The sequence below is a fragment of the Rosettibacter primus genome, from assembly GCF_036860675.1.
Classification (GTDB): Bacteria; Bacteroidota; Ignavibacteria; order Ignavibacteriales; family Melioribacteraceae; genus Rosettibacter; species Rosettibacter primus.
Genome location: NZ_JAYKGK010000010.1, coordinates 91,874 through 118,410 on the forward strand (window position 1 = coordinate 91,874; position 26,537 = coordinate 118,410).

The window sequence follows — 26,537 nt, forward strand, 5'->3', positions numbered from 1 at the left end:
TTTTAAGATTTTTTAATATGACCATAGAAGAGTTTCAAAAAAAATTTGGAATTATTGGCAAATCTAAAGAAATACGAGATTTAATTGATATTACTATGCAGGTAGCTCAATCTGATATTACTGTTCTTATAACAGGAGAAAGTGGTGTAGGCAAAGAAGTTTTTGCAAGAGCAATACACGGATACAGCAAGCGAGCAAACAAAGAATTAATCAGTGTAAACTGTGGAGCAATTCCAGAAGGTATTCTTGAAAGTGAATTATTTGGTCATAAAAAAGGAGCTTTTACAGGTGCAATTGAAGATAGAAAAGGTTACTTTGAAATTGCAGATGGTGGAACTTTATTCCTTGACGAAATAGCCGAAATGCCTTTAACCACACAAGTTAAACTTTTACGTGTTCTTGAAACAAAGGAATTTATGAGAATTGGGAGCGAAACTGTAACTAAAGTAGATGTTAGAATAATTGCTGCAACAAACAAAGACCTTCAAGTGGAAGTAGATTCCAAAAAATTTAGAAGTGACTTGTATTTTAGACTCAAAGCTGTAACCTTAAATATACCTCCTTTAAGAACTCGCAAGATTGATATTATTGAATTAGCATATCATTTTCTAAAGAACTTTTCGGATAAGAATAATATTCCTATTCCGAAACTCACAAAAGATGCAGAAGAACTTTTAATAAATTATCACTGGCCTGGCAATATAAGAGAGCTAAAAAATGTTGTTGAAACAGCCGTGGCATTAAATAAAAATGGGGTTCTTGATGCAGAAGCTTTTTATCCCCTGCTTGAAATTAAAAAAGAAGAAGAAATTCGTAATCTACCTGTGCATTTAAATCGTTCACCAGAAGCACTTGACAGAGAAATGATTTACCGTGCTTTAATTGAGATAAAAAAAGATTTGATGGATTTAAAACAAATTGCATTGAATCATAATCAAGATGTAAATTATAGACCCATTAATTTTCAGAATGATGAAATTTTACCTCTTAATGAAATTGAAAAAAGGGCAATTATCAATACTATGAAATATACACGAAACAATAAAAGAGAAGCTGCAAAATTATTAAATATTAGCGAACGAACACTTTATAGAAAATTGAAAGAATATGGTATTCAATAAAAAAATAAGTTATATCTTGATTTTATTAATTGGATTAGTAAGCTGTAGATATTCTTTTACTGGGGCTTCGGTTCCTCCTCATTTAAGAACTATTGCTATACCTACATTTAATGATAGAAGCGGTTCCGGTGAACCAGATTTAAGCAATAAACTCACCAATCAGTTGATTCAAAAATTTATTAACGATAACACACTTCAAGTTACAGATAGAATGAATTCTGATTGCATTATTGAAGGAACAGTAACATCTTTATCAGAAGCTCCTGCTGTTATTTCTGGAAATGAAACTATCACAGCACAGCGCATAACAATAAATGTTCATGTCGTTTATCGTGATTTAATTAAACGCCAGATAATTTTTGAAAGAGATTTTTCGAATTACACAGATTATAAAATGGATGCAAAAGATATTATAAATGCACGCAAATCAGCAATTGAGGAAACAATAGACAAAATAACAGAAGATATACTTATTGGAGTCGTATCTAATTGGTAAAAAATTAAAGAGGTAATTACTATGGCAATTGATGAAATAGTATTATTTGTATACATCTTTTCTTTAACTGTATTGCTTTTCTTTGGAAGTCATGGATTTATTATGATTTATTACCATCAGAAGTATAGAAGAAAAAGTCATCAAGCTAAAGAAGAAATACCAGAAGAAATGGTAACAATTCAGTTACCGTTATATAATGAAGTATATGTAGTAGAAAGATTAATAAATGCTGTTTGTCAAATTGATTATCCAAAAGATAAACTGGAAATACAAGTGCTGGATGATTCAACTGATGAAACTGTTGATGTTGTTGCAAGATTAGTAAAAGAAAAACAAGCTGAAGGTTTTGATATCAAACATATACGTCGTTCAAGTCGAGAAGGTTTTAAGGCTGGAGCATTGAAGGAAGGCCTTAAAACTGCAAAAGGAAAATATATTGCAATTTTCGATGCTGATTTTATTCCTAAAAGAGATTTCTTGAAAAATACACTTCGATATTTTTATGATGATAAAGTTGGAATGGTTCAAACACGCTGGGAACATTTAAATGAAGATTATTCACTTCTAACAAAAATTCAAGCATTAGCTCTTGATGGTCATTTTGTAATTGAGCAAACCGTAAGAAATAAAGCTGGCTTCTTTATAAACTTTAATGGAACCGGTGGTGTATGGCGCAAAGATTGTATTGAAGATGCTGGCAATTGGGAAGGCGATACATTGACCGAAGATTTAGATTTAAGTTACCGCGCTCAATTAAAAGGCTGGAAATTTGTTTTCTTGCGCGACTTTACTACTCCCGCAGAACTTCCAGCAGAAATGAATGCGTTAAAAGCACAGCAGTTCAGATGGACAAAAGGAGCAATTGAAACTGCAAAAAAAATTCTGCCGCTTGTCTGGAAATCAAATTTACCACTCAAACTAAAAATTCATTCTACATTTCATTTAACAAATAATATTGTATTTCCATTTATTCTTCTTGCAGGAATTTTGAATGTTCCATTAATCTTTATAAAAAATGCCGGACCTTATTGGAATTTCTTTAACATAATGGCTGTTTTTGTTATAGCATTTATTGGTTCGTTTTTATTCTATATGTTTGCCCAAAAAGATGTGCATCCAGATTGGAGAAAAAGAATTGCACTCTTCCCATTATTCATGGCAGGCAGCATGGGTTTTGCATTGAATAATACGCGTGCTGTGATTGAAGGATTATTAAACCGAAAAAGTGAATTCGTAAGAACACCAAAATTCAAAGTAGAAAGTAAAAAAGATACTGTTCTAAAAAATAAATATCTCAAAAACATAAAAATTCAGGCATCCACTTATGTAGAATTATTACTTGCTGTTTACTGCCTTATTGGTGTTATTGCTTCAATTTATTTTATGGAAATTGCTGCTCTTCCTTTCCAATTAATGTTCTTTATTGGTTTTGCAAGTGTTTCAATATTATCACTTAGACAAGCATTTATAAAAAAACAACAGTTAAATTGAGTGAATCAAAAAAATTTCTCAATTGATAAGATAAAATTAATTTATGAATTTAATCCCGATTCACCTCTGTTTGCAAGAGTAGCAGCTTCAATTATCGAAGAGGGAAATATTGCCGACGCTGTAAAAATTATAGAAAAAGGACTTGATAAATTTCCTCGATATCCTTCTGCATATTTTATTTTAGCAATTGCAAAAGCTTACAATGGAAACGAAACAGAAGCATTGGAATTAGTAAATCGTGGTAATTCATTTATAAATTCAGATGAGACAAAAGAGTTTTATTCAACAAAAATTAAAAAAATAGTAGAAGAAAGAAATTCATTGAAAGAAGTAAAGAAAAAAGCAATATGGCATGAAAGCAAAGTTGATATTGACAATTCAATCGAAGAACAACTTGATATTTTAGCCGAGCAGCTAAGTAAAGCAAGAATAAGCTATGTGCCTGATGACAATTTGCAAACAGAATTAGAAGTGCCAGAATATACAGGTAAAAAAATTGTGTCTGAAACCTTAGCAAGGATTTATGAATCACAAAAAAATTTTAAAGAGGCAATTTTAATTTATAAAGAACTTATGAAGCTTTATCCAGAAAAATCTGAATATTACAAGACGAAAATAAAAGAGATAAGTGAAATAATTGATACAGGATTAGCATAAGAATGTTAATGAAAAATAATCCCAAGTTAATGTTTGTAGAATCAATAAGTTTATTAGTATGAGCCAGAGAGATTTATTTAATAACGACGAAAATACTTTTCTAAGTATTAAAGAAGCCAGCATTTGGGCATCAGAATATTTGAACCGAAAAATAACTCCATCGAACATTTCTTATCTTTTACAATATGGAAGAATTAAAAAATATGGTAATAACGGTAATCCATTAATTGATATTAATGATTTGAAAAACTATTATGATTCAAAAAATAAAAAAGAAAAATGGGAAAATATTTTAGGTACAAAAATTAATTGGCATTTATCCTTTGAAGAATACAGTGAGGCTGAAAGAACAAAACATGTTCATAGATTACATCCTTACAAAGGGAAATTTATACCCCAATTAGTAGAATATTTTCTGGATTCACATACGGATGAGTTTAAAAAAGAAATTTATTTTAATAAAGGCGATATTGTACTAGACCCATTTTGCGGAAGCGGAACTACTTTAGTTCAAGCAAACGAGTTAGGTGTTCATGCTATTGGCATAGACATTTCTTTTTTCAATTCAACAATAAGTAATGTTAAAGTCGAAAAACACAATCTTCAAGAAATAAAAAGAATAACGGATGATCTTACATTAAAAATTAAAAATATGGAATCAATTCAAAATATTTTGAAATTTGATGAAGAGTTGACAACTCAATTATCAAATTATAACTCAAAATATTTCCAAACACCTGATTACAAAAGAAATATTAAAAAAGGGATTATTAATGAAAAAGAATATTCTTTAATCAAAGAAAAAGATTTTTTAAAAATTTATTACGATTTAATTAGCAGATATAGTATCAAAGTAAAACAAGATAATAATATGACTTTCTTAGATAAATGGTTTGTAGAACCTGTCAGAAAACAAATCAATTATTTATCAGAAGAGATATCAAAAGTAAACAATAATGAAATCAAAAAAGTATTAAACATAATCTTAAGCAGAACAGTAAGATCTTGCAGAGCAACTACCCATGCTGATCTTGCTACATTGAAAGAACCTGTATTAGCTCCATATTACTGCAAAAAACACAGCAAAATATGTAAACCGTTATTTTCAATTCTAAAATGGTGGGAACATTATACTATTGACACAATTAATCGCCTTGAACTTTTTAATAGAGTTAGAACTGATACATATCAAATATGTTTAACCGGAGATAGTAGAGAAATAAATATTTTTGAAGAAATTAAAAAATATAGCCCGCAATTATTTGAAATACTAAAGAATCAAAAAATTAGAGGTATTTTTACAAGTCCTCCATATGTTGGGCTCATAGACTATCATGAACAACATGCTTATGCTTATGAACTTTTTAGCTACGAAAGAAAAGATGAGTTAGAAATTGGTCCGCTATTCAAAGGACAGGGAAAAGAGGCAAGAGAATCATATATAAAAGGTATATCACAGGTATTAATTAATTGTAAGAATTATTTACAAAATAATTATGATGTTTTTTTAGTAGCTAATGACAAGTTCAATCTTTATCCAGAAATTGCAAAATTATCTGGAATGAAAATAGTTAATGAATTCAAAAGACCAGTTTTAAATAGAGTAGAAAAAGATAGAGATACTGTCTTTATTGAATCAATCTTTCATTTAAAGGAATTATAATGTCCTGGGATAATGAACTTCAAGAAAAAATAGAAAATGTTATAAAAGAAAGTCTTAGAAAAAAATTTTCAGTATACAAACCAGAAACTATCAGTATGCCATTTCATTTTAGATTACTGGGACAAGATAGAATGGCTTTATATTCCTTTATTCATTCATTAAATACTACATTTGGCACTTCAATATTTGAACCAGTAGCCGAAATACTTGCAAAGTCAAGGTTTTCTTATTCACAAAAACAATTTTATGTTGGTAATAAAATAAGTGAAAAAGCTCAAGTCGAGATACAAAAAATTATCAACGAGTTATCCACTGGGAAAAATCCAGATAAAAAAGATGAAATTGAAAGGATAAGAAATGTTTGTTTATCAGGTAAGTTTAATAAATTAAAAACCGTAAAAGTAGATTTATATCTTGAAAGTAATGACGGTGAAATTCATTTTTTTGTTATTAAGACATCAAAACCAAACATCAGTAATTTCAAAGATTTTAAAAGAACATTATTAGAATGGATTGCAATATATTTAGCAAAAAACCCGAATACGAAAATTCACTCTTATATTGCTATACCTTATAATCCTTATGAACCAAAACCATATGAACGCTGGACATTAAAAGGAATGATTGACCTCGAAAATGAACTTAAAGTAGCTGAAGAATTCTGGGACTTTTTAGGAGGTCCCGGGTCATATAATGAATTATTAAATTGTTTTGAAAGGGAAGGTATTGAATTGAGAGAGGAAATAGACAAATACTTTTCAAAATTTAGATAAATTTTTCACTACTCTTATGGTGTACAGTTTCATTAAATCACTTAAGCAATATGATTAATCACGCAAAGTTACCCATCGAATTTTATACAAGAGATGTTCATACTGTTGCTAAAGAATTATTGGGTAAATTATTTGTTCGTAAAATAAAAGATAATTTTTTAATCGGGAAAATTGTTGAAGTTGAAGCTTACGACGGTAGAATTGACGAAGCAGCACATTCTTTTAATGGAAAAACTAAACGCAATGAGATTATGTTTCAAGGTGGTGGAAAACTTTATGTTTACTTCACCTATGGTATGCATTTCTGTTCGAATGTTGTAACTGGAAAAGTTGATGAAGGAACTGCTGTTCTTCTTCGTGCAATGGAGCCAATTAAAGGAATAGAATTTATGGCGTTAAATAGATTTGGCAAAAAAAATATTTCTGAAAAAGAAAAAATTAACTTAACAAATGGTCCAGCAAAAATTTGTCAGGCATTTAATATAACACGAAAAGAAAATGGGGTTCTTTTAACAGATAATGAAATATTTATCTTATATCAACCTGATATTGAAAGAAACCAAATTGAAACATCAAGAAGAATAGGAATTAAAAAATCAGTAGATTTGCCATGGCGGTATTTTATTAAAGATAATCCCTTTGTATCTAAAAAATGAATAAACCTAAAAATATTCTAATTGCCCGCACAGACAGAATTGGTGACGTTGTTCTAACTCTCCCACTCTGCTCAATAATTAAAAAATATTTTCCAGAATCAAAAGTAAGTTTTTTACTACGAAATTATACAAGTGCTCTTGCAAAAAACAATTCTTATATTGATGAAATTATAATTTTGAAAGAAAAAAATGGAAAGGCGTTAATTTTTGAAAATATAAAACTACTCAAAAAAAAGTTTGATGTTTGTATAATTGCTTATCCAACATTTAGAATAGCATTAATACTTTTTTTGTCCGGGATTAAAATTCGAATTGGAACTGGTTATCGATGGTATTCTTTTTTATTTAACAAAAAAATTTTTGAACATCGCAAAGATGCAAAATACCATGAACTTGAATATAATGTTCATCTATTAAGAAAAATTGGCATTGACGAAAAAGTAAGTCCCGGCAATGTTCAATTTGGACTTACTCCTTCAGCAGAAAGTATTGAAAAAGTAAATGAACTTCTCGAGTTAAGAAATATTTCAACCAACAAAAGTATATTAATACTTCATCCTGGTAGTGGTGGTAGTTCTGTTGATTTTCCTATTATCAAAATGAAGGAACTTGCAAAAAAAATTTCAGATGAACTTGATGTTGAGATTCTAATCACAGGCAGCAGTAATGAAAAGGAACTATGTCAAACACTTGTTGTAAGCGAGAAAACAAAAAACTTTGCTGGAGAATTAAATTTATCAGAATTAATTGCCTTAATTGATAAATGCAAATTATTAATTGCAAATTCTACTGGACCAATTCATATTGCGGCTGCTCTTGGAAAATTTGTGATTGGATTTTATCCAGATATTGTTACTTGTTCTGAAGAGAGATGGGGACCTTACACAAACAAAAAAGTAATTTTTAAGCCAAAGATAAGTTGTATTAACTTTCAGAAAGAAATTAATTGCATGGATACAATTGATGTTGAAGATGTATACGAAGCAGTAAAAAAAATTTTATACGGTAAACAATAGGATTATCATGAATTTTTATCTAACAAAAAAATACACTGAACATTTCAAAAACTTTTTTTCAGAATCTATTTACATCAAAATTTTTCAAAATAAATTTTCTTTAACTCATAAAATTATTTTACTTGTTCTTATGATTTCTGCTACAACATCATTTTCTCAAAAGGATAATTTCAGAAAAATTGAGAACAAAGCTTTCAAGCAAGGAGAAAAATTAATATTCGATGTTAAATATGGATTTATCACCGCAGGTATCGCAGAGTTTTCGATTCCTAAAATTACCAAAATAGCTGGCAGAGATGTTTTTAATGTTGTTTTCAAAGTTAGTTCTGTTCCTGCATTCGATTTATTTTACAAAGTAAGAGACCGCTACGAAACTTTTATTGACATTGAAGGAATTTTTCCATGGCGGTTTGAACAGCATATTCGTGAAGGAAAATATTCGAGAGATTTTTCAGCTTTTTTTGACCAGAGAAAAGGAAGAGCAATTACTACAGAAGGTTCCTATGATATACCAAAATATGTAAATGATATTGTTTCAGCTTTTTATCTTGCACGCACATTTGACTATTCAAAAATGAAGATAAATGATAAAATTTACCTCGAAAATTTCTATAAAGATAAAGTTTATCCCCTTGAGGTTATTTATCGTGGAAAAGAATCAGTAAGTGTAACAGCTGGAACATTTAATTGTATTATCCTCGAGCCAGTAGTTAAAGAAGGCGGATTATTTAAAAGCGAAGGTTCAATTATTATCTGGCTAACTGATGATGAATTGAAAATACCTGTTAAGGTAAAAACAAAAGTATTAATTGGTTCTATTGATGCAGAATTAATTGCCTATGAAGGTCTTGCCGGTGTATTAAAATCAAAAAGAAATTAATATATATTAATTTCATTTTCTGAGGAAGCTACCACAGAAGTCACAACCGCATCCCCTGTAACATTGATAACAGTCCTGCACATATCCAGAATTCTGTCTACTCCCATAATTAATGCAATACCTTCTTCAGGAATTCCTACTGATTTCAAAATTACAATTAACATAATAATTCCTACCCCGGGCACAGGCGCTGTTCCAATTGAAGCAAGTATAGCTGTAAGTACAATTGTTAATTGTTGAATAATATTCAAATCCATTCCAAAAACCTGAGCAATAAAAACGGAAGCAACTCCCTGATACAAAGCTGTTCCATCCATGTTAATTGTCGCTCCCAATGGAAGTACAAAACTTGTTATACTTTTTGATATTCGCAGGTTATTCTGACATACCTCAATATTTACCGGTAATGTTGCAGCACTTGAGCTTGTAGTAAATGCAACTATTTGAACACGTTTCATGCTTTTGAAAAATTCTTTTAGATTTATTTTAGAAAAAGATTTCAATATAAGTGAATAAACTCCAAATCCATGAATTAATAGACCAATCAAAACTGTTAATGAATACCAGATAAGAGTTTGAAGAATATCAAAACCAAATTCAGAAACTGTTGCTGCAATAAGTGCAAATACTCCTATTGGAGCTAAAATCATTACTACATCTACAAACTTTATCATCACTTCGCTTAATCCATCAAAAAAATTAATTACAGGTTCTGCTTTTTCTTTTTTAATAATTGTTAAAACCATTCCAAACATCACTGCAAAAAATACAATCTGAAGCATTTCTGAATTTACAATTGCATAGAAAGGATTGCGCGGAACAATATCAACAAGCATTTTTGAAATACTGAAATCAAGCTCTGTCTGAATTTTTGATTTTATGTCTGTATCATAAATCGACGATAATCTTTCTTTTGTCTGAATATTCATAATTTCGCCAGGACGAATAACATTGGCAACAATTAACCCAAGAGTAATGGCGATAGCAGATGTAGTAACATATAGAAGTAAAGTCTTGGCTCCGATGCGTGCAAATTTTTTTATATCCCCCAGACTAGCAGCACCAACTATTAAAGATGCTAAAACCAGTGGAACTGCAATCATGTTCAAAAGCTTAATAAATATTTCGCCAATCCATTTGATTGATTGAGCTATTGTCTTTTCTTTGTTAATTGAAATTATGCTTTCTAAATATTTTTTGTAAATGAAATTATTATCATTATAAAAATTATGAATAACTATCGAAGGTTTTTTCTCTTTAATTTTATTGAAGTAAGAAATAATTTCTAATTGTTGATTTGAATTAAATGAAACAGAATCATTTTCAACAATAAAAACAAATTTTTCCCAGTTCTCAACAACAAAAAATTTTTCGCTATTATTTTCAAGTAATTTAATTTCCAGTCGGTTAGTATGAACTTTGAAAAGTGAACCAAAGATTGCACCAAATATTAATCCAATTACAATTTGATTGTGAAGTTTAGGTAATCTTAGCTTCATTAAAATATCTGTATTGAGTATTAAATTATAATTACTTATTAGAAAGTTTGTGATAATTTAATGTATTAAAGAAAAAATAAATTTCATTCAGGTTATTAATTATACTTTCTGTTTTGAATAATATACTTAAGAAAAGAAGATTTGTTCGTATTTTTGCTGAGCCTTTCTTTATATACTGTACTTGATTTCTATCAAGTTTTTTGAGTGTCTTTTTAAATTCATTAATCTTTTCCGATAAATCTTCATAATCAGCCGATGTATTCTTATTAGCATTTACCATCAGCGTAATTTGGGAGGATACTAAATTTCTTAGCTGTTTAAAATCTTCTTTTTGTTCATCAGTTAGAGTAGAATGGTTGTTGTCAATGTGATCAAAAGCAGTTTTTGCTATGTCCTTAAGCAGCGAAGAAATATCACCAATTGCAATAACTGCTTTCCCAGAATTTAATTCTTCATTCAAAAAGCTATCACCATCAAAAGATTGAAAGCTATACAACATTTTATTAATAATAGTCATGCTTTGAATTTCTAATTCTTTTGTTTCTTTAAGAACCTTTTTCAGTTTACCTCTTTTTTCATTGCATAAACCTGAATAAATAGCCGAATATATATTTTCTATATTATAAAGATATTCTTCAATTTCTTTTTTAAATGACCCATCTACAAAAGATTTTTCAGCTTCGATTAATGATGCTTCGATTTTTGCAATCTTCTTTTCTTTTTTCTTATGCAAAAGATTTGATCGAATTATAATAAACATTACAAAGATTAGCAGAAAAATTATTGCCCAAATTCCTCCATGATAGATAATAAAAGAAATAGTTGCACTTATTGTTATTGCTATAAAAGCGGTAAAAATCCAGCCAGATATTACTGTCAGAACTCCATTTACTCTATAAACAGCACTATCCCTTCCCCATGACCTATCAGCAAACGAAGTAGCCATTGCTACCATAAATGTAACATATGTAGTTGAAAGAGGTAGCTTATAGGCCGTTGCAAGTGAAATTAAACTACTTGCAACCATAAGATTAACAGTTGCTCTTATATAATCAAATGCGGGGCGATCTTTTTTATTATACTTCAAGTATTCGGCTTTAGTAATATCAAATCTTTTATTTACTTTTTTCCAGATTTTGTTCGGAAACATTTTTTTAATTGAGTTGCCAATATTTAGCCCAATTCTTACAATACTTCTTGCCAGGGCAGAAGATTCAAATTTTTCGTAGCCTTCGAATTGTCTGCCTAAATTAATTTCTGTTTTTGTTACTGTTCGAGCTTTTTTATTAAACCATAATGTGCCTATCATTACAAAGCCTGCAAGCATTAATAAAAAAGAATTTGCTTTAACGGATTCTCTTAAGGCTGCCATATTAATTTCAAACGGATTTAGACTATTTGCTGCTATTTGATATGCACTTAAACCTGCGAGCGGCACACCTATAAAATTTACCAAATCGTTTGCTGCAAAAGCCAGTGCCAATGAAAAAGTTCCTACTAAAACAATTGGTTTAAGAATATCTATTTTTGTAAACCAGAGTAATAATTGAAATACTACAGTCCAAAAGATTACACTCACCCCAAGCAATATCGAAGAATTATTTGTAATCCAATTTATAATTTCATCATTTAAAAATGAGGAACCCTTCGCGCCTTTTATAAAAATAAAATAAGTAATTGAAGTAAAAGCTAATGCACTCCATATTGCACCATATCTTCTAAAACGCTTTTCATAATTGAATGTGAAAATTAATCTTGATATAAATTGAATTATTGAACCAACTAAAAAAGAAATTATAACAGAAAACAAAATTGCCGAGAAGATAGCCGAGACGCGAGTTATATTAATATAACTTCCTATTAAATCCCAGTTTTTATTAGCTTGATAAATTTTAATAAATGATATTGCAACACTTCCACCTAAGAGAGAAGAAATTAAAGATACAGTAGTAGATGTAGGAATTCCAAAAGTGTTATAAAAATCAAGTAAAAGTACATCTGTTATCATTACCGCTACAAAGATTGCCATGACTTCGCTAAAATTGAACATTTCAGGATTAAAAATGCCTTTCCTTGCAATTTCCATCATTCCACTTGAAAAAAGAGTTCCTATAAGAACACCAAGTGATGCAACTATTAAAACAATATGGCGTGGAGCAACTTTTGAACCAATTGCTGAATTCAAAAAGTTTACGGCGTCGTTTGCTACTCCAACAACTAAATCAGTCAATGCTAAAATTATAAGAACTATAAGAACAATTAGATATGTTTCCACAGATTAGTCCTATAAATTAATTCTCATACAAACTTTAAAAAGAAAATGAATGGAAAAATTTCAAATGACAATCTAATAAAACTCATGGATAAACAAAAAATATTTCCTGTTGGAATTCTATCCTAATTTTATTTTCTTAGCAACTTAATAAAATACTAATTCGATAAAATTTTATTCATTCTAAAGGGTTAATCCAAATTATGAAGAATAGAAAAACCGAATTAGTTCGAGGTTTAAGTCTAACTGCTTCTATTATGATAGTTACTGGTTCGATGATAGGTTCTGGAATTTTTAGAAAACCATCAACTATGGCAGAACAATTAGGCTCCCCCGAACTCTTAATTTTAATATGGATTGCTGCAGGTTTAATTACACTTATTGGGGCATTTGTAAATGCCGAAATATCTGGAATGATTGAGGCTACAGGCGGGCAATATGTTTATTTTAGAAAAATGTATGGTGATTTTACAGCTTATATTTACGGGTGGTCAATATTATCCGTAATTCAAACTGGAAGTCAAGCAGCTATAGCTTATGTCTTTGCAGAATATATTGGCTATTTTATAAAATTATATCAACTCCCAGATGTCTGGCAAAACTTTTCATTTTATTTTCCACTTGTCGGAAAGATTTATCCATTTGTAGATTTTGGAGTTAAAACGGTAGCAATTTTTTCTATAATTATTTTGACTTCCATAAACTATATTGGTGTAATATTTGGCGGCACAGTACAGACTATTTTGACTTACATTAAAATTGCCGTAATCATTGTCTTTGCATTAATTCTTTTTTTGTTTGGAAATGGAAGCACATCAAATATTTACACAAATTTTAATATACCTCCTTCAACAGCAAAAAATCTTTTTAGTGTAATTGGATTAGCATTTGCAGGTGCATTTTGGGCCTACGATGCATGGAACAATATAACTTTTGTTTCTGGAGAAGTAAAAAATGCACAAAGAAATGTTCCGCTTGGTTTATTGTTCGGTGTATTGATAGTCATTTTTGTTTATGTATTAATAAATTTAGCTTACCTTTATGCTTTACCAATAAATGAAATGGCAAAATCTCCATTAGTAGCCGCTTCTGCAGCCGAAAAAGTTTTCGGTACTAAAGGTGGTTCAATAATTTCTCTAATTGTTATTATTTCTACTTTCGGTGCCTTAAATGGAAGTATACTTGCAACAGCAAGAGTTCCATTTGCAATGGCAAGAGCTAACTTATTTTTCAAAAGTCTTGGTAAAGTACATCCAAACTTCGGAACGCCACACGTTGCTCTAATAGTTCAGGGAATCTGGTCCTGTGTTCTTGTGCTTTCAGGAACTTTCGATACAATTACTGATTATGTAATGTTTGCATCTTGGCTTTTTTACATGCTTGGCGCATTTGGAATAATTATTCTCAGAAAAAAAATGCCAAACGAAAAGAGACCTTACAGAATTTGGGGCTACCCTTATACTCCTTTAATTTTTGTTTGTGCAGCATTTTTATTTCTGATTAACTCAATCTTTTCCGATACTCAGGATGCAATGATGGGATTAATTCTTATATCAAGCGGGCTGCCATTTTATTTTTTCTGGAAATATAGAAAGAAAGATGTTAGTTAGTTAATTAATTATTTCACTTAATGAAATATAAGCTTTTAAATTGTCTTTCCTTCGTATGTCTTTCTGAACGTAGTAATTAAAAGAATAAATGAAAAACAGTTCTTGCTAAGCTGAAAATAAACTTGGCGTCTTTGCGAGAAATAAATTTCTACCCAATAAAATAGAAAAAATGGAACAATTGAATTTATTAAAGAGCAAAAGGTATTGCTTTCTTATTTAATGCCAAATTCTTTTTTATATCGATTAATAGAATCACTGACAATCTTGTAAGCTTCTTTCTTTCCGAAAAATTTTTCAACAATAACATGTTTATGTTCTAATTTTTTATAATCTTCAAAAAATCTTTTCAGCTGAATAGTAGTATGAGGAGGGAGATGTTTTAACTCGTTTATGTAATTTAATGAAATATCATTTTTAGCTACTGAAATAATTTTATCGTCTTTTTCATCGTCGTCAACCATTCTCATTAAACCAATAACTTTTGCTTCAATAATACAAAGAGGGTCAACTTCTATTGATGAGAGAACTAAAATATCTAGAGGGTCTCCATCGTCACTTAGTGTTTGAGGAATAAATCCATAATTAGCTGGATAATAAACAGCCGAAAAAAGAACTCTGTCTAATTTGAGCAATCCACTTTTTTTATCAAGCTCATACTTGCCTTTTGAACCTTGTGGTATTTCAATGATTGCATTTACAATTTCCGGTGCATCACTTCCGTACTCAACATGATGCCAAGGGTTAAAAGCAGTGGGAATGGATGATTGATTAATTTTATTTTTTTGTTTTTTCATGTCTTTATTAGATATGTTCTTTTTATTGATGCAATATAATCAATAAAATTAAAATGCCGAGAGGTATTTTTTTTCAGATTATTATAAGAATTTATTGTTTTATATTGAATCGTAAAAACGAATTTTATACCCTCGTTTCATATGGTAAAGATTTCATCTGTAAAATAAAATTAATGATGAAAAAGTAAGCGGGTATTTCCAAAAAGTAATTTTTCGAATTTTAAAATCAATGAAAGTCAGTTAGAATAAATTTTTAAAAATACATTTACATAAAGCCATAAAAGAAATTTTCAATAATAAGTTTGTTGGAATTACTATTAAATTTATCAAATAAAAAATTAGAATTAGTAAAATGGACAAATCAAAAATCTGTAATATTACTGCAATTGGTGAAATTCTTTATGATATCTATCCCAATAGAAAAAGATTGGGAGGGGCACCATTTAATTTTATTTATCATGTCTGGAAAATTTTAGGCAAAGCCAATTTTATATCGAGTGTGGGCAATGATGAAAATGGAAAAGAAATATTAAGCTATCTAAATTCAATTGGATTTGATACAAAATTAATTTCTGTAGATAATTATCATCCAACTGGAACAGTTAAAGTTGAATTAGATGAAAATAAAATTCCACATTTTACAATTTCATCTGAATGCTGTTATGATTTTCTAACTATAAATAATGAAATAATTAACATTGTTGAAAACAATACTGATATTTTATACTTTGGAACTTTATCACAACGAAGTAAAATTTCGAGAAAGACGATTCAATCATTATTCGGAAAAAACATAAAATATTTTTGCGACTTGAATTTGCGACATAATTTTTTCTCTGACGAAATGATTAAAGAAGCATTAAAAGTAAGTAATGTAATCAAAATAAATTATGAAGAATTTAACAAGATTAAAAAAATCCTGCATATGGAAATGAGTGATGAATTAACAATAGAAAATTTATGCAATGAATTTAACATTGATTTATTAAGTATAACTCTTGGAAATAAAGGAGCAATACTTTATGATAAAAAAAGTTTTTCGCACTATAAAACTAAAACAGATAAAGTAGTTGATACAGTTGGTGCTGGCGATGCTTTTGCTGCCATTCTTTGTATTGGTTATTTATTTCAATTGGACTTGTATACTATAAATAAATTAGCAAATGAATTTGCTACCGAAATTTGTATGATAGAAGGTGCTGTCCCGGAAGATGATTCTTTATATGAAAAATATAGAAAAATATTCGGGAATAATTATTAACTCTTTATTTCTTTTTTGCAGGTTCTGCTTTTGCTTGCTGAAGTTCTACATTTATTGATTCCGGCAACAAATTATACATAGAGCCAGTAAACATGTCTACTATCATTCCAGGTAAAAAACCATTAAAAGCATTTCCCCAGAACCAGATTGAAATTTTTCTTGTAATCTGGGTTTCATAAGTGTCATATCCATCAAGTTCAAGTTTAATAACATGGTTCGAACCTCGTTCAAGATTTACAGATTGAGGTGTTGTGCCAAATTTTTTCCCATCAATTGTAATTTTTGCATTTGGTGGATTTGTTTTTATTTCAACATTTTGTGTGGTTGTATTTATCACAGTTGCACAAGATTCTAAAAATAGAATTGATATAAATGCAAGAAAATAAATTTTAGCTCTCATTATAAAACCTCTTTTTGTTTTTATTATCGAAAATAATCCAGTAATAATTAATATTCATTAAAAATAGTTTGAAATCTTATTGGGTTCTTATATATTAAATTATCAAAAAAAAATGGATGAAAAATAAAATGAAAATTTATTATGCCTTCTTAACCTTTTTGTTAATAGTATCCTGTTCATCAAACAATTTTGAAGATGCAAGAAATTTTATAAATGAAAAAAATTTATCAGCACATATTAAAAAATTATCCTCCGACGAATTTTTAGGCAGGTCTCTCGGTCACGAGGGAGAAGAAAAAACAATTAATTATTTAATTGAACAATATAAAAGAATAGGATTAGAACCAGCAGATGGCAAAAGTTACCTCCAAGAAATTAATCTTGTTGAATTGACACCTTTGGTAAATTCAGAAATTATTGTTAAAGGGAAAAATGGAAAAGTAAAGCTTAATTATGGTGATGATTTTGTTGCAGTTACAAGAAGAGTTACAGAAGAGATTCAAATTAAACCTTGTGAAATAATTTTTGCAGGTTATGGAATTAATGCACCTGAATACAACTGGAATGATTTTGAAGGAATAGATGTAAAAAACAAAATAATTTTAGTAATGGTTAATGATCCTGGTTTTGCCACAAATGATTCTTCTTTATTTAAGGGAAAAGCTATGACTTATTATGGAAGATGGACTTATAAATACGAAGAAGCAGCAAGACAGGGCGCAGCCGGAGTTTTTGTAATTCATGAAACAAAAGCTGCAAGTTATCCCTGGGAAGTTGTAAAGAATGGTAGAGTAGGGCCACAGTATTTTATAGAAGAAAAAGATAAAAATTTTTCGCGCTGCAAGTTTGAAGGCTGGATTACTTATGATAAAGCAAAAGAAATTTTTAATCTTGCAAAATTAGATTTGGATGAAGAATTAAAAAAAGCTTCTGTTAGAGGATTCAAAGCAAAACCACTTGGCCTTACTACTTCATTGACAATTAAAAATAAAATTGAACACATAAAAACTCGAAATGTACTTGGAATTTTGCCGGGAAAAGAAAGAGCAGATGAATTTGTATTCTATATGGCACACTGGGACCATCTTGGTTATGATTCTTCATTGAAAGGTGATAGTATTTTTAATGGAGCAAGAGATAATGCTTCGGGCGTTGCTGGAATTCTTCAAATTGCTGAGGCTTTCTCCAAATTAAAAGAAAAACCTAAACGTTCCATTGCAATTCTTTCTCTCACCGCAGAAGAACAGGGATTACTGGGTTCAGAATATTATGTTAAAAATCCCATCATTCCTTTGAATAAAATTATAGCAGCAATAAATCTTGATGGGTTAAATATCTTTGGCAGAACTAAAGATATTGCTGTGCTTGGTTATGGAATGTCTGAACTTGATAAATACATAAAAGAAGAAGCAGAGAAATTAGGAAAAATTGTTCGACCAGACCCCAATCCGGAAAGCGGCGGATTTTTTAGATCTGACCATTATAATTTTGTAAAAGCAGGTATACCAGCAATTTACATTCGACATGGAATAGAATCTATTGATGGTAAAAAAGATATACAAAAAGCTGCTAGAGAATGGAATAAAAATAATTACCACAAAGTAACAGATGAATTTAACCATGATTGGGATTTAAGCGGAATGGTTGAAGAAGTTCAAATGCTGTTTGATATTGGATATAAACTTAGCAACGAAAATAATTTTCCTAAACTGATTAAGTAATTTGAAAATTTTTAGTCAGCTAATAAAATTTTTCTTATCAACAAAAAGCAAATTTTATATGACTTGTAATGTTCATTATTAATATGCTTTAAAGCTTATCATAACATCATTTCTAATTACAATAAAAAATTTTTGATTCAAAAACTTTATTATTAATCATAAAACCATATCAAGATTAAAAACTTGAAATATATTATATTAGATTCAACAAATGAAAAATATTTGATAAAAAATGAGAGAACCTGAAGTAAATCTACAATTAGCCCTTGACCATGGCTTAACAGAAGAAGAATATAATTGGATTTGTGAACGATTAGGACGAGTTCCAACATTTACCGAGCTTGGAATATTCAGTGTAATGTGGAGTGAACATTGCAGCTACAAAAATTCCATAGCATTATTAAAAACACTTCCTCGTTCTGGTGGAAGATTACTCGTAGGTGCAGGTGAAGAAAATGCTGGACTTGTGGATATTGGTGATGGACTTGCAATTGCATTTAAGATTGAAAGCCATAATCATCCATCTGCAGTTGAACCATATCAAGGAGCTGCAACCGGTGTAGGTGGGATATTAAGAGACATTTTTACAATGGGAGCCCGGCCAATTGCATGCTTAAATTCTCTTCGTTTTGGTCCACTCGAAGATGCAAGAACAAGATATTTATTTGAAGGTGTTGTAAAAGGAATTGCCGATTATGGGAATTGCTTTGGAGTTCCAACAGTTGGCGGAGAAGTTTATTTTGATGATTCTTATAAAAATAATCCTCTTGTGAACGCAATGGCTATTGGTGTTGTAGATACTAATAGAATTGTTTCTGCTGTAGCTAAAGGTGCAGGAAATCCAGTAATGATTGTAGGCTCTTCAACAGGGAGAGATGGAATTCATGGGGCAACTTTTGCCTCTGAAGAAATTTCTGAAAAATCCGAATCCAAACGTCCGTCTGTTCAAGTTGGTGACCCTTTCACCGAAAAACTTCTTCTTGAAGCAACACTTGAAATTATAAAACAAAATCTCGTTGTTGGAATTCAAGATATGGGTGCTGCTGGAATTTCATGCTCGACTTCTGAAATGAGTGCAAAAGGAAAATCTGGAATGATTATAAACCTGGATAAAGTTCCATTAAGAGAAGCTGATATGAATGCTTATGAAATTATGCTATCGGAAAGTCAGGAAAGAATGCTTGTAGTTGCAAAGAAAGGATATGAAAATAAAGTAAAAGAAATTTTTGAAAAGTGGGATTTAAACTGCGAAATAATTGGCGAAGTGACGGAAGAACAATTATTAAAGATTTATCATCATGGTGAAAAGAAAGCTGAAATACCACCTTATGAACTTGTGCTTGGAGGAGGAGCTCCAGTATACATACGCGAAACAAAAGAACCCGAATATATAAAAGAAGCAGAAAATTTTAATTGTAATGAACTGCCCGAACCTGATAGCATTGCAGAAATTTTCGAACAAATTTTTTCGTCACCAAATATAGCCTCAAAAAGATGGGTATATGAACAGTATGATTCAATGGTAAGAACAAATACTATTGTTGGCCCTGGTTCAGATGCTGCTGTAATTTTGATTAAAGGAACAAATAAAGCTATAGCTGCTTCAACAGATTGCAATGGAAGATATGTTTATCTAAATCCAAAAGAAGGAACTAAAATAGCAGTTGCAGAAGCTGCAAGAAATGTTGTCTGTTCCGGTGCCATTCCGCTTGCAATTACAAATTGCTTGAATTTTGGAAATCCTTATAAGCCTGAAATGTACTGGACATTTAAACAAGCAATTGAAGGAATGGGAGAAGCATGCAGATTTTTTAACACTCCAGTCACAGGTGGCAATGTAAGCTTTTACAATGAAAGTCCAGATACTGCAGTTTACCCAACTCCTGTTATAGGAATGGTTGGATTGATAGAAAAATTAGAAAATGTAACAACAGCAGAATTTAAAAATCAAGGTGATTTAATTTATGTCCTCGGAGAAGATTATGAAGAAATAGGAGGAAGTGAATATTTAAAAACAATTCATGGTTTGGTTAAAGGAAAAATTCCAAAAATTGATTTGCAGGCAGAAAAAGATTTACATACACTATTGCTTCAATTAATTAATCAAAAGTTGATTAATTCTGCTCATGATGTTTCTGAAGGAGGATTAATTACTGCTCTTGCTGAATGCTGCATTCTTAATCCTGAAAATATGATAGGCGCAAAAGTAAACATTCACATAAAAACCAGAGAAGATTTTTCATTCTTCTCCGAAAGTCAATCGAGAGTTATTGTAACTGTCAGTCCCGAAAACAGAAGCAATTTTGAAAAAGTTGCTTCTAAGAGTTTTACGCCTTATATGCTCATCGGAGAAACTATTCCCCAAAGATTCATTGTTAATGATCAATATGATTTTTCATTACAACTTTTATCTCATCTTTATTTCGATTCTATACCAAATAAAATGAGCATTCATGTTTAAAATGACCGCAAAAAAATTTTTTCTAAAAATTAAGATAAAGGAAATCTTTCATACAATTGGTTATTATGTAACTGGTTTATTTAATAAAATTGATGAACATAATATTTTTTTGACTGGAGCTGGAATAGCTTATTCATTAATATTGAGTCTGATTCCTCTAATACTTTTTATCTTTTCATTACTGGGAAATATTTTTGATGCTCAAACATTGCAAAATATGATAAATCAAATTATTGATACAATTGTACCTTATCCTGATTATTCTAATTTTGCAAAAAAAATTATTAGTAACCGTCTGCCAGAAGCTATTGAATACAAAAATATTGCGGGCTACATAGGTGCTTTCGGATTACTTCTAACTTCTACATGGGTTTTTAGCAGCATGCGAACTTTATTGAACCAAATTTTTCATACAAAAATTGAAAAGAACTTTTTGATTGGATTGCTTAGAGATATTGGAATGGTTTTGCTTCTTGTTATTTTGATTTCACTTTCAACATTAATATTTCCAGCATTAAATCTATTTCTCGAAATTGCAGGTAATTCGCCATTTCTAACATTTGTAAGATTAAGTGAGATGTGGAATACAATTGTGTGGATTGGTTCGTTACTAATTTTGCTTATTTTGTTTTTTATGCTTTACTATCTTATCCCTTATGAAAAACTTCCTAAACGAGTGGCTGCAGTCAGTGCTCTTTCTACTACAGTTTTATGGGAAGTTGCCAGAAAATTTTTTGGGTATTACATTCAAAATTTCTTAGGGAAAAATCCTTTTTATGGTGCTTTCATTTTAATTATAGTAATTCTTCTATGGTTGTTTTACTCATCATGCATTTTTATAGCTGGAGCAGAAATAGGTCAATTATACAGAGAAAGATTAATGAGAAAAGAAAATGAAAAGACATAAAGCTTTAATTCGATTATCCAGAGAACATCACGATGGATTGATACTTGCACAAATTATTAAAAAAGGTGCTCCTCATTATAAAGGTATGCCTTCGAATTTAGTTGACAAGAAAGATTACACCATTAACTTTTTTCAAAATTATCTAATCAAACATTTTAATGACGAAGAAAACATTTTAATGAAATTACTTCAGGGGAAAGATACATTTTTAGATAAATTATTTGAACAAATGATTAATGAACATGTTGAAATTAAGCTTCTTATTGATAAAATAAAATCAGAAGAAAATTATGAAAATTATCTTGATAAATTAGGTTACACACTCGAAAAACATATAAGAATGGAAGAACGTGAACTTTTTGATAGAATTCAAACTGTAATTGATGATAAAACTTTGAATGCTCTTGAAGAAAAACTATCTTAGCTTACAACCAAAATTCCAAATTAAAAAAGGTTTTTTAATATGAAAAAGCTGACAAAAATTTTTTTGTTTTTATTTTTCATTTTTATTCCATTAATATCACTTACAATTATTGTTCAATGTGGGAACACTCAAAACAAAAATCAAACAGTAAAAAGTAATACAGTTACACCATCAAAAAACAAAAAAGAAATAATCGACCAAAATACAAAAGAGCTTAAAAAAGCAAAGGAATTAAAAGTAAAAGTACGACGAAGATATGCTGGTTTTTTTGGAAGGAATAATGCTTATCCTAAAAACATGGTTTTAGTTGAAGAACTATTTTTCGACGAAAAAGGATATAGAACAAAACACATTAGATATAAAAGTACAGGTGATATTGACTTGAGCTATGAATTCAAATACGATGAAAATGGAAATTTGTTATACATGGACACTTATGATGGTTATGGTAATTTAAAAGGAAGAAGAGAGTCCCGGTATAATGAAAGTAATCATGAGGTTTTACGAAAATTTCTCGATGACAGAAGTTCAGGAGAATTAAGAACAGAATTTTATTACAATGAAACAAATAAACTCATCAAAACAATTAGTTATACTAAGAAAGGAACCATTGCTTCTGAACAGCAAAATGAATATGATGGAGAATTTTTAATCAGATCAGTTATTAAAGACGGTGAAAGCAATCAAATTTCAGAAATAACATTTGAATATGATTCTGATGGATACCTTATTAAAGAGATTCAAAAAGGAATTCAAGGGAACAACGTAATAAATTATAAATATGATTCCAGAGGAAATTTAATTGAAATAAAAGATAACCAGACAACACGAGAAATGAAGTATGATAGTAATGGTAATCTAATTGAAGATAAATTGTATTTATCAGATGGTTCCCGTCAATTTAGAATAACATTCTCTTACTACAATAATGGATTACAAAAAGAAGAGATAAGATATACGAATGATGAGCGTCCTGCATTTATTGCCAGATATGAATATGAATTTTATAATTAGGTTTCCCGATGATTAAATTTATTGCTCTTGGTGGTGCAGAAGATGTTGGAGCTTCCTGCTTTTATTTAAACATTGATGGCACAGGAATTTTACTTGACTGTGGAATGCATCCCCGCAAAAAAGGAATTGAAGCTCTTCCTAATTTTAATCTACTATATGAATTGCCGGTTGATTTTGTTTTTATTTCACATGCTCATCAAGACCATATTGGTTCGCTACCATTTTTAATTCAACAATTCCCCCATGTTATAATTTATACTGTAGTACAAACAAAAGAAATCTCTTCTATTACTCTTCATAATGCTGCAAATATTATCTTAGAAGATAATTTAACTCAATCTGAATCAGACATCAATGATTTTAGAATTTACACTCATGAAGAAATTGATTATCTGGTCCAAAGTATGATTGAATTAGAATACAATGAAACAATTTTATTAAAAGGATTAAGACAAAATTCTTCTGAACCAATAAAAATAACTTTCATCGATGCAGGACACATTCTTGGCTCGGCTTCCATTTTAATTGAATATTATGATAAACGAATTCTCTACACAGGAGATATTAATTTAAGCGGACAAACTATAATGATTGGAGCCGATTTAGAAAAAATCAGAAACATTGATACTTTAATACTCGAAACTACATATGGCTCTACAGATTCAAAAAAACTTGGCACATGGGAAACTGAAACAAAACGTTTTGTTAAAGCGGCAAATCAAATTCTTCAGAAAGATGGTTCGATTTTAATTCCAGTTTTTGCATTGGGTAAAACTCAGGAGATGCTTGCACTTGTTTATGAATTAATGAAAAGAAAAAGTTTAATTGAAACTAACATTTACACAGGAGGAATCAGCAGAGAAATTTCCAGAATTTATGACAATAATCGTTACACAGTAAGAAGAAAAAATTCTAATCTGGAACTAAAAGAAATTCCTCAATTAAACTTATTCGAAATAGAAGATTATATAGAATTCATCAAACATCCTGGAATAGTTTTAGCATCAAGTGGAATGATGCTGGAAGGAACAACTTCATATAAACTCATTGACTTCTGGTTAAACCAAAAAAACTTTGGAATATTTGGCGTGGGCTATATGGACCCGGATTCTCCAGGTTATAAAATAATTAATTCTTCTAAGGGTGAATTTGTGCAGCTGAATGAATTTAGTTCACCCAAATTTGTAAACTGTGAAATTGAAAAATTTTATTTTCCATCTCATTCAAAAAGAGAAGAATTGCTAAAAATTGTAGAACACTCAAATGCTAAAAAAGTAATTCTTGTTCATGGTGAATCTGAATCAAAAGGCTGGATTGGTTCTAATATTTTGAAAAAGTTCAAAGATGTAAGTGTTTATTCTGCAGAAAACAATAAAGAAATTATTTTGTGAAGTAAATTTCAATTTCTTGCTATATAAAATTTCTTAATAATATTTAATTCAAAAAGCATAAGTAAAATTACTGGAATATATTCAAGCAATAAAACTAAAGGATATTCTTTCCATACACTATTTAATTGGTAACTCAAAACTGTAAAAGATGTAAGACTGCTTAATGAAGAATACATAATTCCACTGTATGCTGGAACCACAGGCATTAAAACAGTAAGCCACCCAATATACCATGGATGAACTACAGGAGAAAATATTAACAGCATAAGAACTGAATAATAAATTTTCTTTAATAAATCATATTTGCTCAAATAAAGAGGAATTAAAACTATCAATAATACAATTCCACAAACAATTCGAGTTATTTGATTATGCTTAATAAAACTGTTCAAAAGAGTGAATATACCTCCATTAAACGACCAGTGCTTTGCATAGACAAACAATGCTTCAAATGGATTTGACGAAAAAATATAGGGAATGAATTGAATAAAAAAAGTAACAAACGGCAAAAATAGTATTTTTAATTTATCAGAAATTTTATGTTCTTCTAAGAAAAAAACAGGAATAAATAAAATTCCTATTGGTTTTATCGAAAGAGATAACCCAAGAAATATCATAGAAATTGCTAATCTTCTCATCAAATAAAATAAAATTGACATTGTAATTAATAACAAACCATATCCATCAAGATGAGAATCGAGTGCAAATTGAAAAATTGGAAGAGGACATAATACATAAAGCAGCAAATAATTGGAAGGCATATTTAATTTTCTTAATATCAAATGAAGAATAATTATTGTTAACAGTTCAAATATCATCAAAATAAGTTTATAGCCCCAGATATTTTCACCGCTCAATTGATATCCCAGAAAAAACAACCATTGACTTAAAGGGAAATAAATTGTTTTGAGTTCTGGAAAATTTACTTTTGCAGGTAATATGTCAGAGTGAAGAAAAATAAGGTTAGAATCAGCAGGAGAAAATTTATATGGATTAATCCCATTGCTTTGAACTTTTCCATCCCACATATATCTGTAAATATCATCAGAACCAATAGGCATCGTGTTAATAAAACTTATTCTTATAATAATTCCAATAAGAACAGAAATTATAATGATATTTTTATTCAAATTGTATTTCAAAACAAAAAATGAAATTAAAATAAAAACAGCCGAAGATAAGATATAAGAAATTGTAAATATTCGAATTGGTGTTTGATTAAAAAAATGAATTGATAATATCAGAACTGAGAATAAAATCAACAAATCAATAAATATAAAATTATATTTCTTCATCTTGTATTTTGAAAATCATTTGATCATTAAAATAACTGTAATAAAATATTTGAACAAGGCGGGGTTAAAATTTACTTGCTTTCTTCAAAATCAATTAGTTTACCATCTTTAAAAAAGAAAGTTATTTTTCCATAGTACCACTGAGTATATGTGCCCCACTTTTGAACATTTCTATCAATTTTATCAGGCTTGCCCCAACCTGCAAGCAGCATTTTCTCGGTCATCCCTTTCCATATCTGTTTATTATAAACCCTCGTTCCATTTTCACTGCCAAACTTTTTGATATAAAGCTCTTCGATTTCTTTATTTATGGAATTAATTTTTTCGTCAAGTATATTAGAATAACTTTTCAGGCTGTCAATTTGTTTTTGAAGAGATTTTATTTCAATCGAAAATTTTGAATTCAGCTTTTGTAAAGAATCTCTTTCAGATTGGTAATCTATGAAGGTAATTTTTGTCTGTCCTGATAAAAATGAATAGTTCAGCAACAACAAGAATAAAAGTTTCTTCATAACCTAATAAATTTTGTTAATAAAAAATCCTGCCAGATAAAAACCGGCAGGATTGTAAGTAGTGAGAAATATTTTTAGAACCATAATTATTAATGCATTGCAAATATAAATCAGAATAGATTAAACACCAAACACAAAAAAATTGATTTTCTTCTTTGAAAGGACATAATATCTAAAATCCGATATAGGACATTAAAAAGTAGATTTTTTCTATAATGTGGTC

General features: G+C 29.6%; 23 protein-coding genes. 17 read left to right on the forward strand and 6 right to left on the reverse strand.

The annotated features are described in order from the left end of the window. The first annotated feature begins 17 nt into the window (after positions 1-17). The 9 genes from VJY32_RS12065 to VJY32_RS12105 are packed head-to-tail and all read left to right on the forward strand — an operon-like array spanning position 18 to position 8,753. Positions 18-1,121, forward strand: coding sequence for a sigma-54 interaction domain-containing protein (locus tag VJY32_RS12065; protein WP_353678170.1), 1,104 nt, complete (start codon positions 18-20; stop codon positions 1,119-1,121). Continuing rightward, positions 1,108-1,617, forward strand: a complete 510-nt coding sequence (locus tag VJY32_RS12070; protein ID WP_353678171.1) for an LptE family protein — start codon at positions 1,108-1,110, stop codon at positions 1,615-1,617. The genes VJY32_RS12065 and VJY32_RS12070 overlap by 14 nt, the downstream gene beginning before the upstream one ends. Positions 1,618-1,638: 21 nt before the next feature. After that, the gene (locus VJY32_RS12075; RefSeq protein ID WP_353678172.1) at positions 1,639-3,108 is read left to right on the forward strand and encodes a cellulose synthase family protein; all 1,470 of its coding nucleotides are present in this window, start codon (positions 1,639-1,641) and stop codon (positions 3,106-3,108) included. Further along, entirely contained in the window at positions 3,109-3,765 is a 657-nt protein-coding gene (locus tag VJY32_RS12080) for a tetratricopeptide repeat protein (RefSeq protein ID WP_353678173.1), read from the forward strand. A gap of 58 nt (positions 3,766-3,823) precedes the next feature. After that, positions 3,824-5,428, forward strand: a complete 1,605-nt coding sequence (locus VJY32_RS12085; protein WP_353678174.1) for a DNA methyltransferase — start codon at positions 3,824-3,826, stop codon at positions 5,426-5,428. Next, entirely contained in the window at positions 5,428-6,201 is a 774-nt protein-coding gene (locus tag VJY32_RS12090) for a TdeIII family type II restriction endonuclease (protein WP_353678175.1), read from the forward strand. Before VJY32_RS12085 ends, VJY32_RS12090 begins: the two co-directional genes overlap by 1 nt. A 50-nt stretch (positions 6,202-6,251) precedes the next feature. Beyond that, positions 6,252-6,857: a DNA-3-methyladenine glycosylase gene (locus tag VJY32_RS12095; protein WP_353678176.1), complete on the forward strand. Its 606-nt coding sequence runs from the start codon at positions 6,252-6,254 to the stop codon at positions 6,855-6,857. Continuing rightward, the gene (locus VJY32_RS12100; RefSeq protein WP_353678177.1) at positions 6,854-7,873 is read left to right on the forward strand and encodes a glycosyltransferase family 9 protein; all 1,020 of its coding nucleotides are present in this window, start codon (positions 6,854-6,856) and stop codon (positions 7,871-7,873) included. The genes VJY32_RS12095 and VJY32_RS12100 overlap by 4 nt, the downstream gene beginning before the upstream one ends. A gap of 7 nt (positions 7,874-7,880) precedes the next feature. Continuing rightward, on the forward strand, positions 7,881-8,753 hold the full coding sequence (locus tag VJY32_RS12105; RefSeq protein WP_353678178.1) for a DUF3108 domain-containing protein: 873 nt from the start codon (positions 7,881-7,883) through the stop codon (positions 8,751-8,753). Here VJY32_RS12105 and VJY32_RS12110 read toward each other — a convergent pair. Next, positions 8,750-10,252 carry a dicarboxylate/amino acid:cation symporter gene (locus VJY32_RS12110; protein WP_353678179.1) on the reverse strand — a complete coding sequence of 501 codons (1,503 nt, stop codon included), beginning with the start codon at positions 10,250-10,252 and terminating at the stop codon, positions 8,750-8,752. The two genes, VJY32_RS12105 and VJY32_RS12110, sit on opposite strands and share 4 nt — an antisense overlap. Before the next feature lie 31 nt (positions 10,253-10,283). Beyond that, a complete protein-coding gene (locus VJY32_RS12115; protein WP_353678180.1) occupies positions 10,284-12,527 on the reverse strand; it encodes an inorganic phosphate transporter in 2,244 nt (747 codons plus the stop codon). 200 nt (positions 12,528-12,727) lie between these two features. Here VJY32_RS12115 and VJY32_RS12120 point away from each other — a divergent pair, with 200 nt between their 5' ends. Continuing rightward, on the forward strand, positions 12,728-14,134 hold the full coding sequence (locus VJY32_RS12120; protein WP_353678181.1) for an APC family permease: 1,407 nt from the start codon (positions 12,728-12,730) through the stop codon (positions 14,132-14,134). A gap of 212 nt (positions 14,135-14,346) precedes the next feature. Here VJY32_RS12120 and VJY32_RS12125 read toward each other — a convergent pair whose 3' ends face one another. Next, positions 14,347-14,928, reverse strand: a complete 582-nt coding sequence (locus VJY32_RS12125; protein WP_353678182.1) for an inorganic diphosphatase — start codon at positions 14,926-14,928, stop codon at positions 14,347-14,349. Between the two features lie 352 nt (positions 14,929-15,280). Here VJY32_RS12125 and VJY32_RS12130 point away from each other — a divergent pair, with 352 nt between their 5' ends. Then, positions 15,281-16,189, forward strand: coding sequence for a carbohydrate kinase family protein (locus VJY32_RS12130; RefSeq protein WP_353678183.1), 909 nt, complete (start codon positions 15,281-15,283; stop codon positions 16,187-16,189). 4 nt (positions 16,190-16,193) lie between these two features. Here VJY32_RS12130 and VJY32_RS12135 read toward each other — a convergent pair whose 3' ends face one another. After that, positions 16,194-16,589 (reverse strand): PEGA domain-containing protein, encoded by a 396-nt coding sequence (locus VJY32_RS12135; protein WP_353678184.1) that lies wholly within the window; start codon positions 16,587-16,589, stop codon positions 16,194-16,196. 128 nt (positions 16,590-16,717) lie between these two features. On the opposite strand from VJY32_RS12135, the gene VJY32_RS12140 reads away from it, so the two are divergent. From VJY32_RS12140 to VJY32_RS12165, 6 genes are all read left to right on the forward strand, one after another. Beyond that, entirely contained in the window at positions 16,718-18,310 is a 1,593-nt protein-coding gene (locus tag VJY32_RS12140) for a M28 family metallopeptidase (RefSeq protein ID WP_353678185.1), read from the forward strand. Between the two features lie 232 nt (positions 18,311-18,542). Then, positions 18,543-20,771 carry a phosphoribosylformylglycinamidine synthase subunit PurL gene (gene purL, locus VJY32_RS12145; RefSeq protein WP_353678186.1) on the forward strand — a complete coding sequence of 743 codons (2,229 nt, stop codon included), beginning with the start codon at positions 18,543-18,545 and terminating at the stop codon, positions 20,769-20,771. Beyond that, positions 20,764-21,678, forward strand: a complete 915-nt coding sequence (locus tag VJY32_RS12150) for a YihY/virulence factor BrkB family protein (RefSeq protein ID WP_353678187.1) — start codon at positions 20,764-20,766, stop codon at positions 21,676-21,678. Before purL ends, VJY32_RS12150 begins: the two co-directional genes overlap by 8 nt. After that, a complete protein-coding gene (locus VJY32_RS12155; protein ID WP_353678188.1) occupies positions 21,665-22,102 on the forward strand; it encodes a hemerythrin domain-containing protein in 438 nt (145 codons plus the stop codon). The genes VJY32_RS12150 and VJY32_RS12155 overlap by 14 nt, the downstream gene beginning before the upstream one ends. 39 nt (positions 22,103-22,141) lie before the next feature. Next, positions 22,142-23,116: an RHS repeat domain-containing protein gene (locus VJY32_RS12160; RefSeq protein ID WP_353678189.1), complete on the forward strand. Its 975-nt coding sequence runs from the start codon at positions 22,142-22,144 to the stop codon at positions 23,114-23,116. Between the two features lie 8 nt (positions 23,117-23,124). After that, positions 23,125-24,507 (forward strand): MBL fold metallo-hydrolase, encoded by a 1,383-nt coding sequence (locus tag VJY32_RS12165; RefSeq protein WP_353678190.1) that lies wholly within the window; start codon positions 23,125-23,127, stop codon positions 24,505-24,507. An 8-nt stretch (positions 24,508-24,515) separates the two neighbouring features. Here VJY32_RS12165 and VJY32_RS12170 read toward each other — a convergent pair whose 3' ends face one another. Further along, positions 24,516-25,802, reverse strand: coding sequence for an MptA/MptB family glycosyltransferase (locus VJY32_RS12170; RefSeq protein WP_353678191.1), 1,287 nt, complete (start codon positions 25,800-25,802; stop codon positions 24,516-24,518). A gap of 71 nt (positions 25,803-25,873) precedes the next feature. After that, positions 25,874-26,314, reverse strand: coding sequence for a hypothetical protein (locus tag VJY32_RS12175; RefSeq protein WP_353678192.1), 441 nt, complete (start codon positions 26,312-26,314; stop codon positions 25,874-25,876). Positions 26,315-26,537 lie beyond the last annotated feature (223 nt).

Excerpts from the sequence above, each read along its gene's own strand:
- VJY32_RS12130 (WP_353678183.1), top strand. The coding sequence starts at position 15,281 with ATGGACAAATCAAAAATCTGTAATATTACTGCAATTGGTGAAATTCTT.
- VJY32_RS12120 (WP_353678181.1), top strand. The coding sequence starts at position 12,728 with ATGAAGAATAGAAAAACCGAATTAGTTCGAGGTTTAAGTCTAACTGCT.
- VJY32_RS12085 (WP_353678174.1), top strand. The coding sequence starts at position 3,824 with ATGAGCCAGAGAGATTTATTTAATAACGACGAAAATACTTTTCTAAGT.
- VJY32_RS12125 (WP_353678182.1), bottom strand. The coding sequence starts at position 14,928 with ATGAAAAAACAAAAAAATAAAATTAATCAATCATCCATTCCCACTGCT.
- purL (WP_353678186.1), top strand. The coding sequence starts at position 18,543 with ATGAGAGAACCTGAAGTAAATCTACAATTAGCCCTTGACCATGGCTTA.
- VJY32_RS12160 (WP_353678189.1), top strand. The coding sequence starts at position 22,142 with ATGAAAAAGCTGACAAAAATTTTTTTGTTTTTATTTTTCATTTTTATT.
- VJY32_RS12105 (WP_353678178.1), top strand. The coding sequence starts at position 7,881 with ATGAATTTTTATCTAACAAAAAAATACACTGAACATTTCAAAAACTTT.
- VJY32_RS12175 (WP_353678192.1), bottom strand. The coding sequence starts at position 26,314 with ATGAAGAAACTTTTATTCTTGTTGTTGCTGAACTATTCATTTTTATCA.
- VJY32_RS12140 (WP_353678185.1), top strand. The coding sequence starts at position 16,718 with ATGAAAATTTATTATGCCTTCTTAACCTTTTTGTTAATAGTATCCTGT.
- VJY32_RS12075 (WP_353678172.1), top strand. The coding sequence starts at position 1,639 with ATGGCAATTGATGAAATAGTATTATTTGTATACATCTTTTCTTTAACT.
- VJY32_RS12155 (WP_353678188.1), top strand. The coding sequence starts at position 21,665 with ATGAAAAGACATAAAGCTTTAATTCGATTATCCAGAGAACATCACGAT.
- VJY32_RS12170 (WP_353678191.1), bottom strand. The coding sequence starts at position 25,802 with ATGAAGAAATATAATTTTATATTTATTGATTTGTTGATTTTATTCTCA.
- VJY32_RS12150 (WP_353678187.1), top strand. The coding sequence starts at position 20,764 with ATGTTTAAAATGACCGCAAAAAAATTTTTTCTAAAAATTAAGATAAAG.
- VJY32_RS12135 (WP_353678184.1), bottom strand. The coding sequence starts at position 16,589 with ATGAGAGCTAAAATTTATTTTCTTGCATTTATATCAATTCTATTTTTA.
- VJY32_RS12065 (WP_353678170.1), top strand. The coding sequence starts at position 18 with ATGACCATAGAAGAGTTTCAAAAAAAATTTGGAATTATTGGCAAATCT.
- VJY32_RS12070 (WP_353678171.1), top strand. The coding sequence starts at position 1,108 with ATGGTATTCAATAAAAAAATAAGTTATATCTTGATTTTATTAATTGGA.
- VJY32_RS12165 (WP_353678190.1), top strand. The coding sequence starts at position 23,125 with ATGATTAAATTTATTGCTCTTGGTGGTGCAGAAGATGTTGGAGCTTCC.
- VJY32_RS12110 (WP_353678179.1), bottom strand. The coding sequence starts at position 10,252 with ATGAAGCTAAGATTACCTAAACTTCACAATCAAATTGTAATTGGATTA.
- VJY32_RS12090 (WP_353678175.1), top strand. The coding sequence starts at position 5,428 with ATGTCCTGGGATAATGAACTTCAAGAAAAAATAGAAAATGTTATAAAA.
- VJY32_RS12095 (WP_353678176.1), top strand. The coding sequence starts at position 6,252 with ATGATTAATCACGCAAAGTTACCCATCGAATTTTATACAAGAGATGTT.
- VJY32_RS12100 (WP_353678177.1), top strand. The coding sequence starts at position 6,854 with ATGAATAAACCTAAAAATATTCTAATTGCCCGCACAGACAGAATTGGT.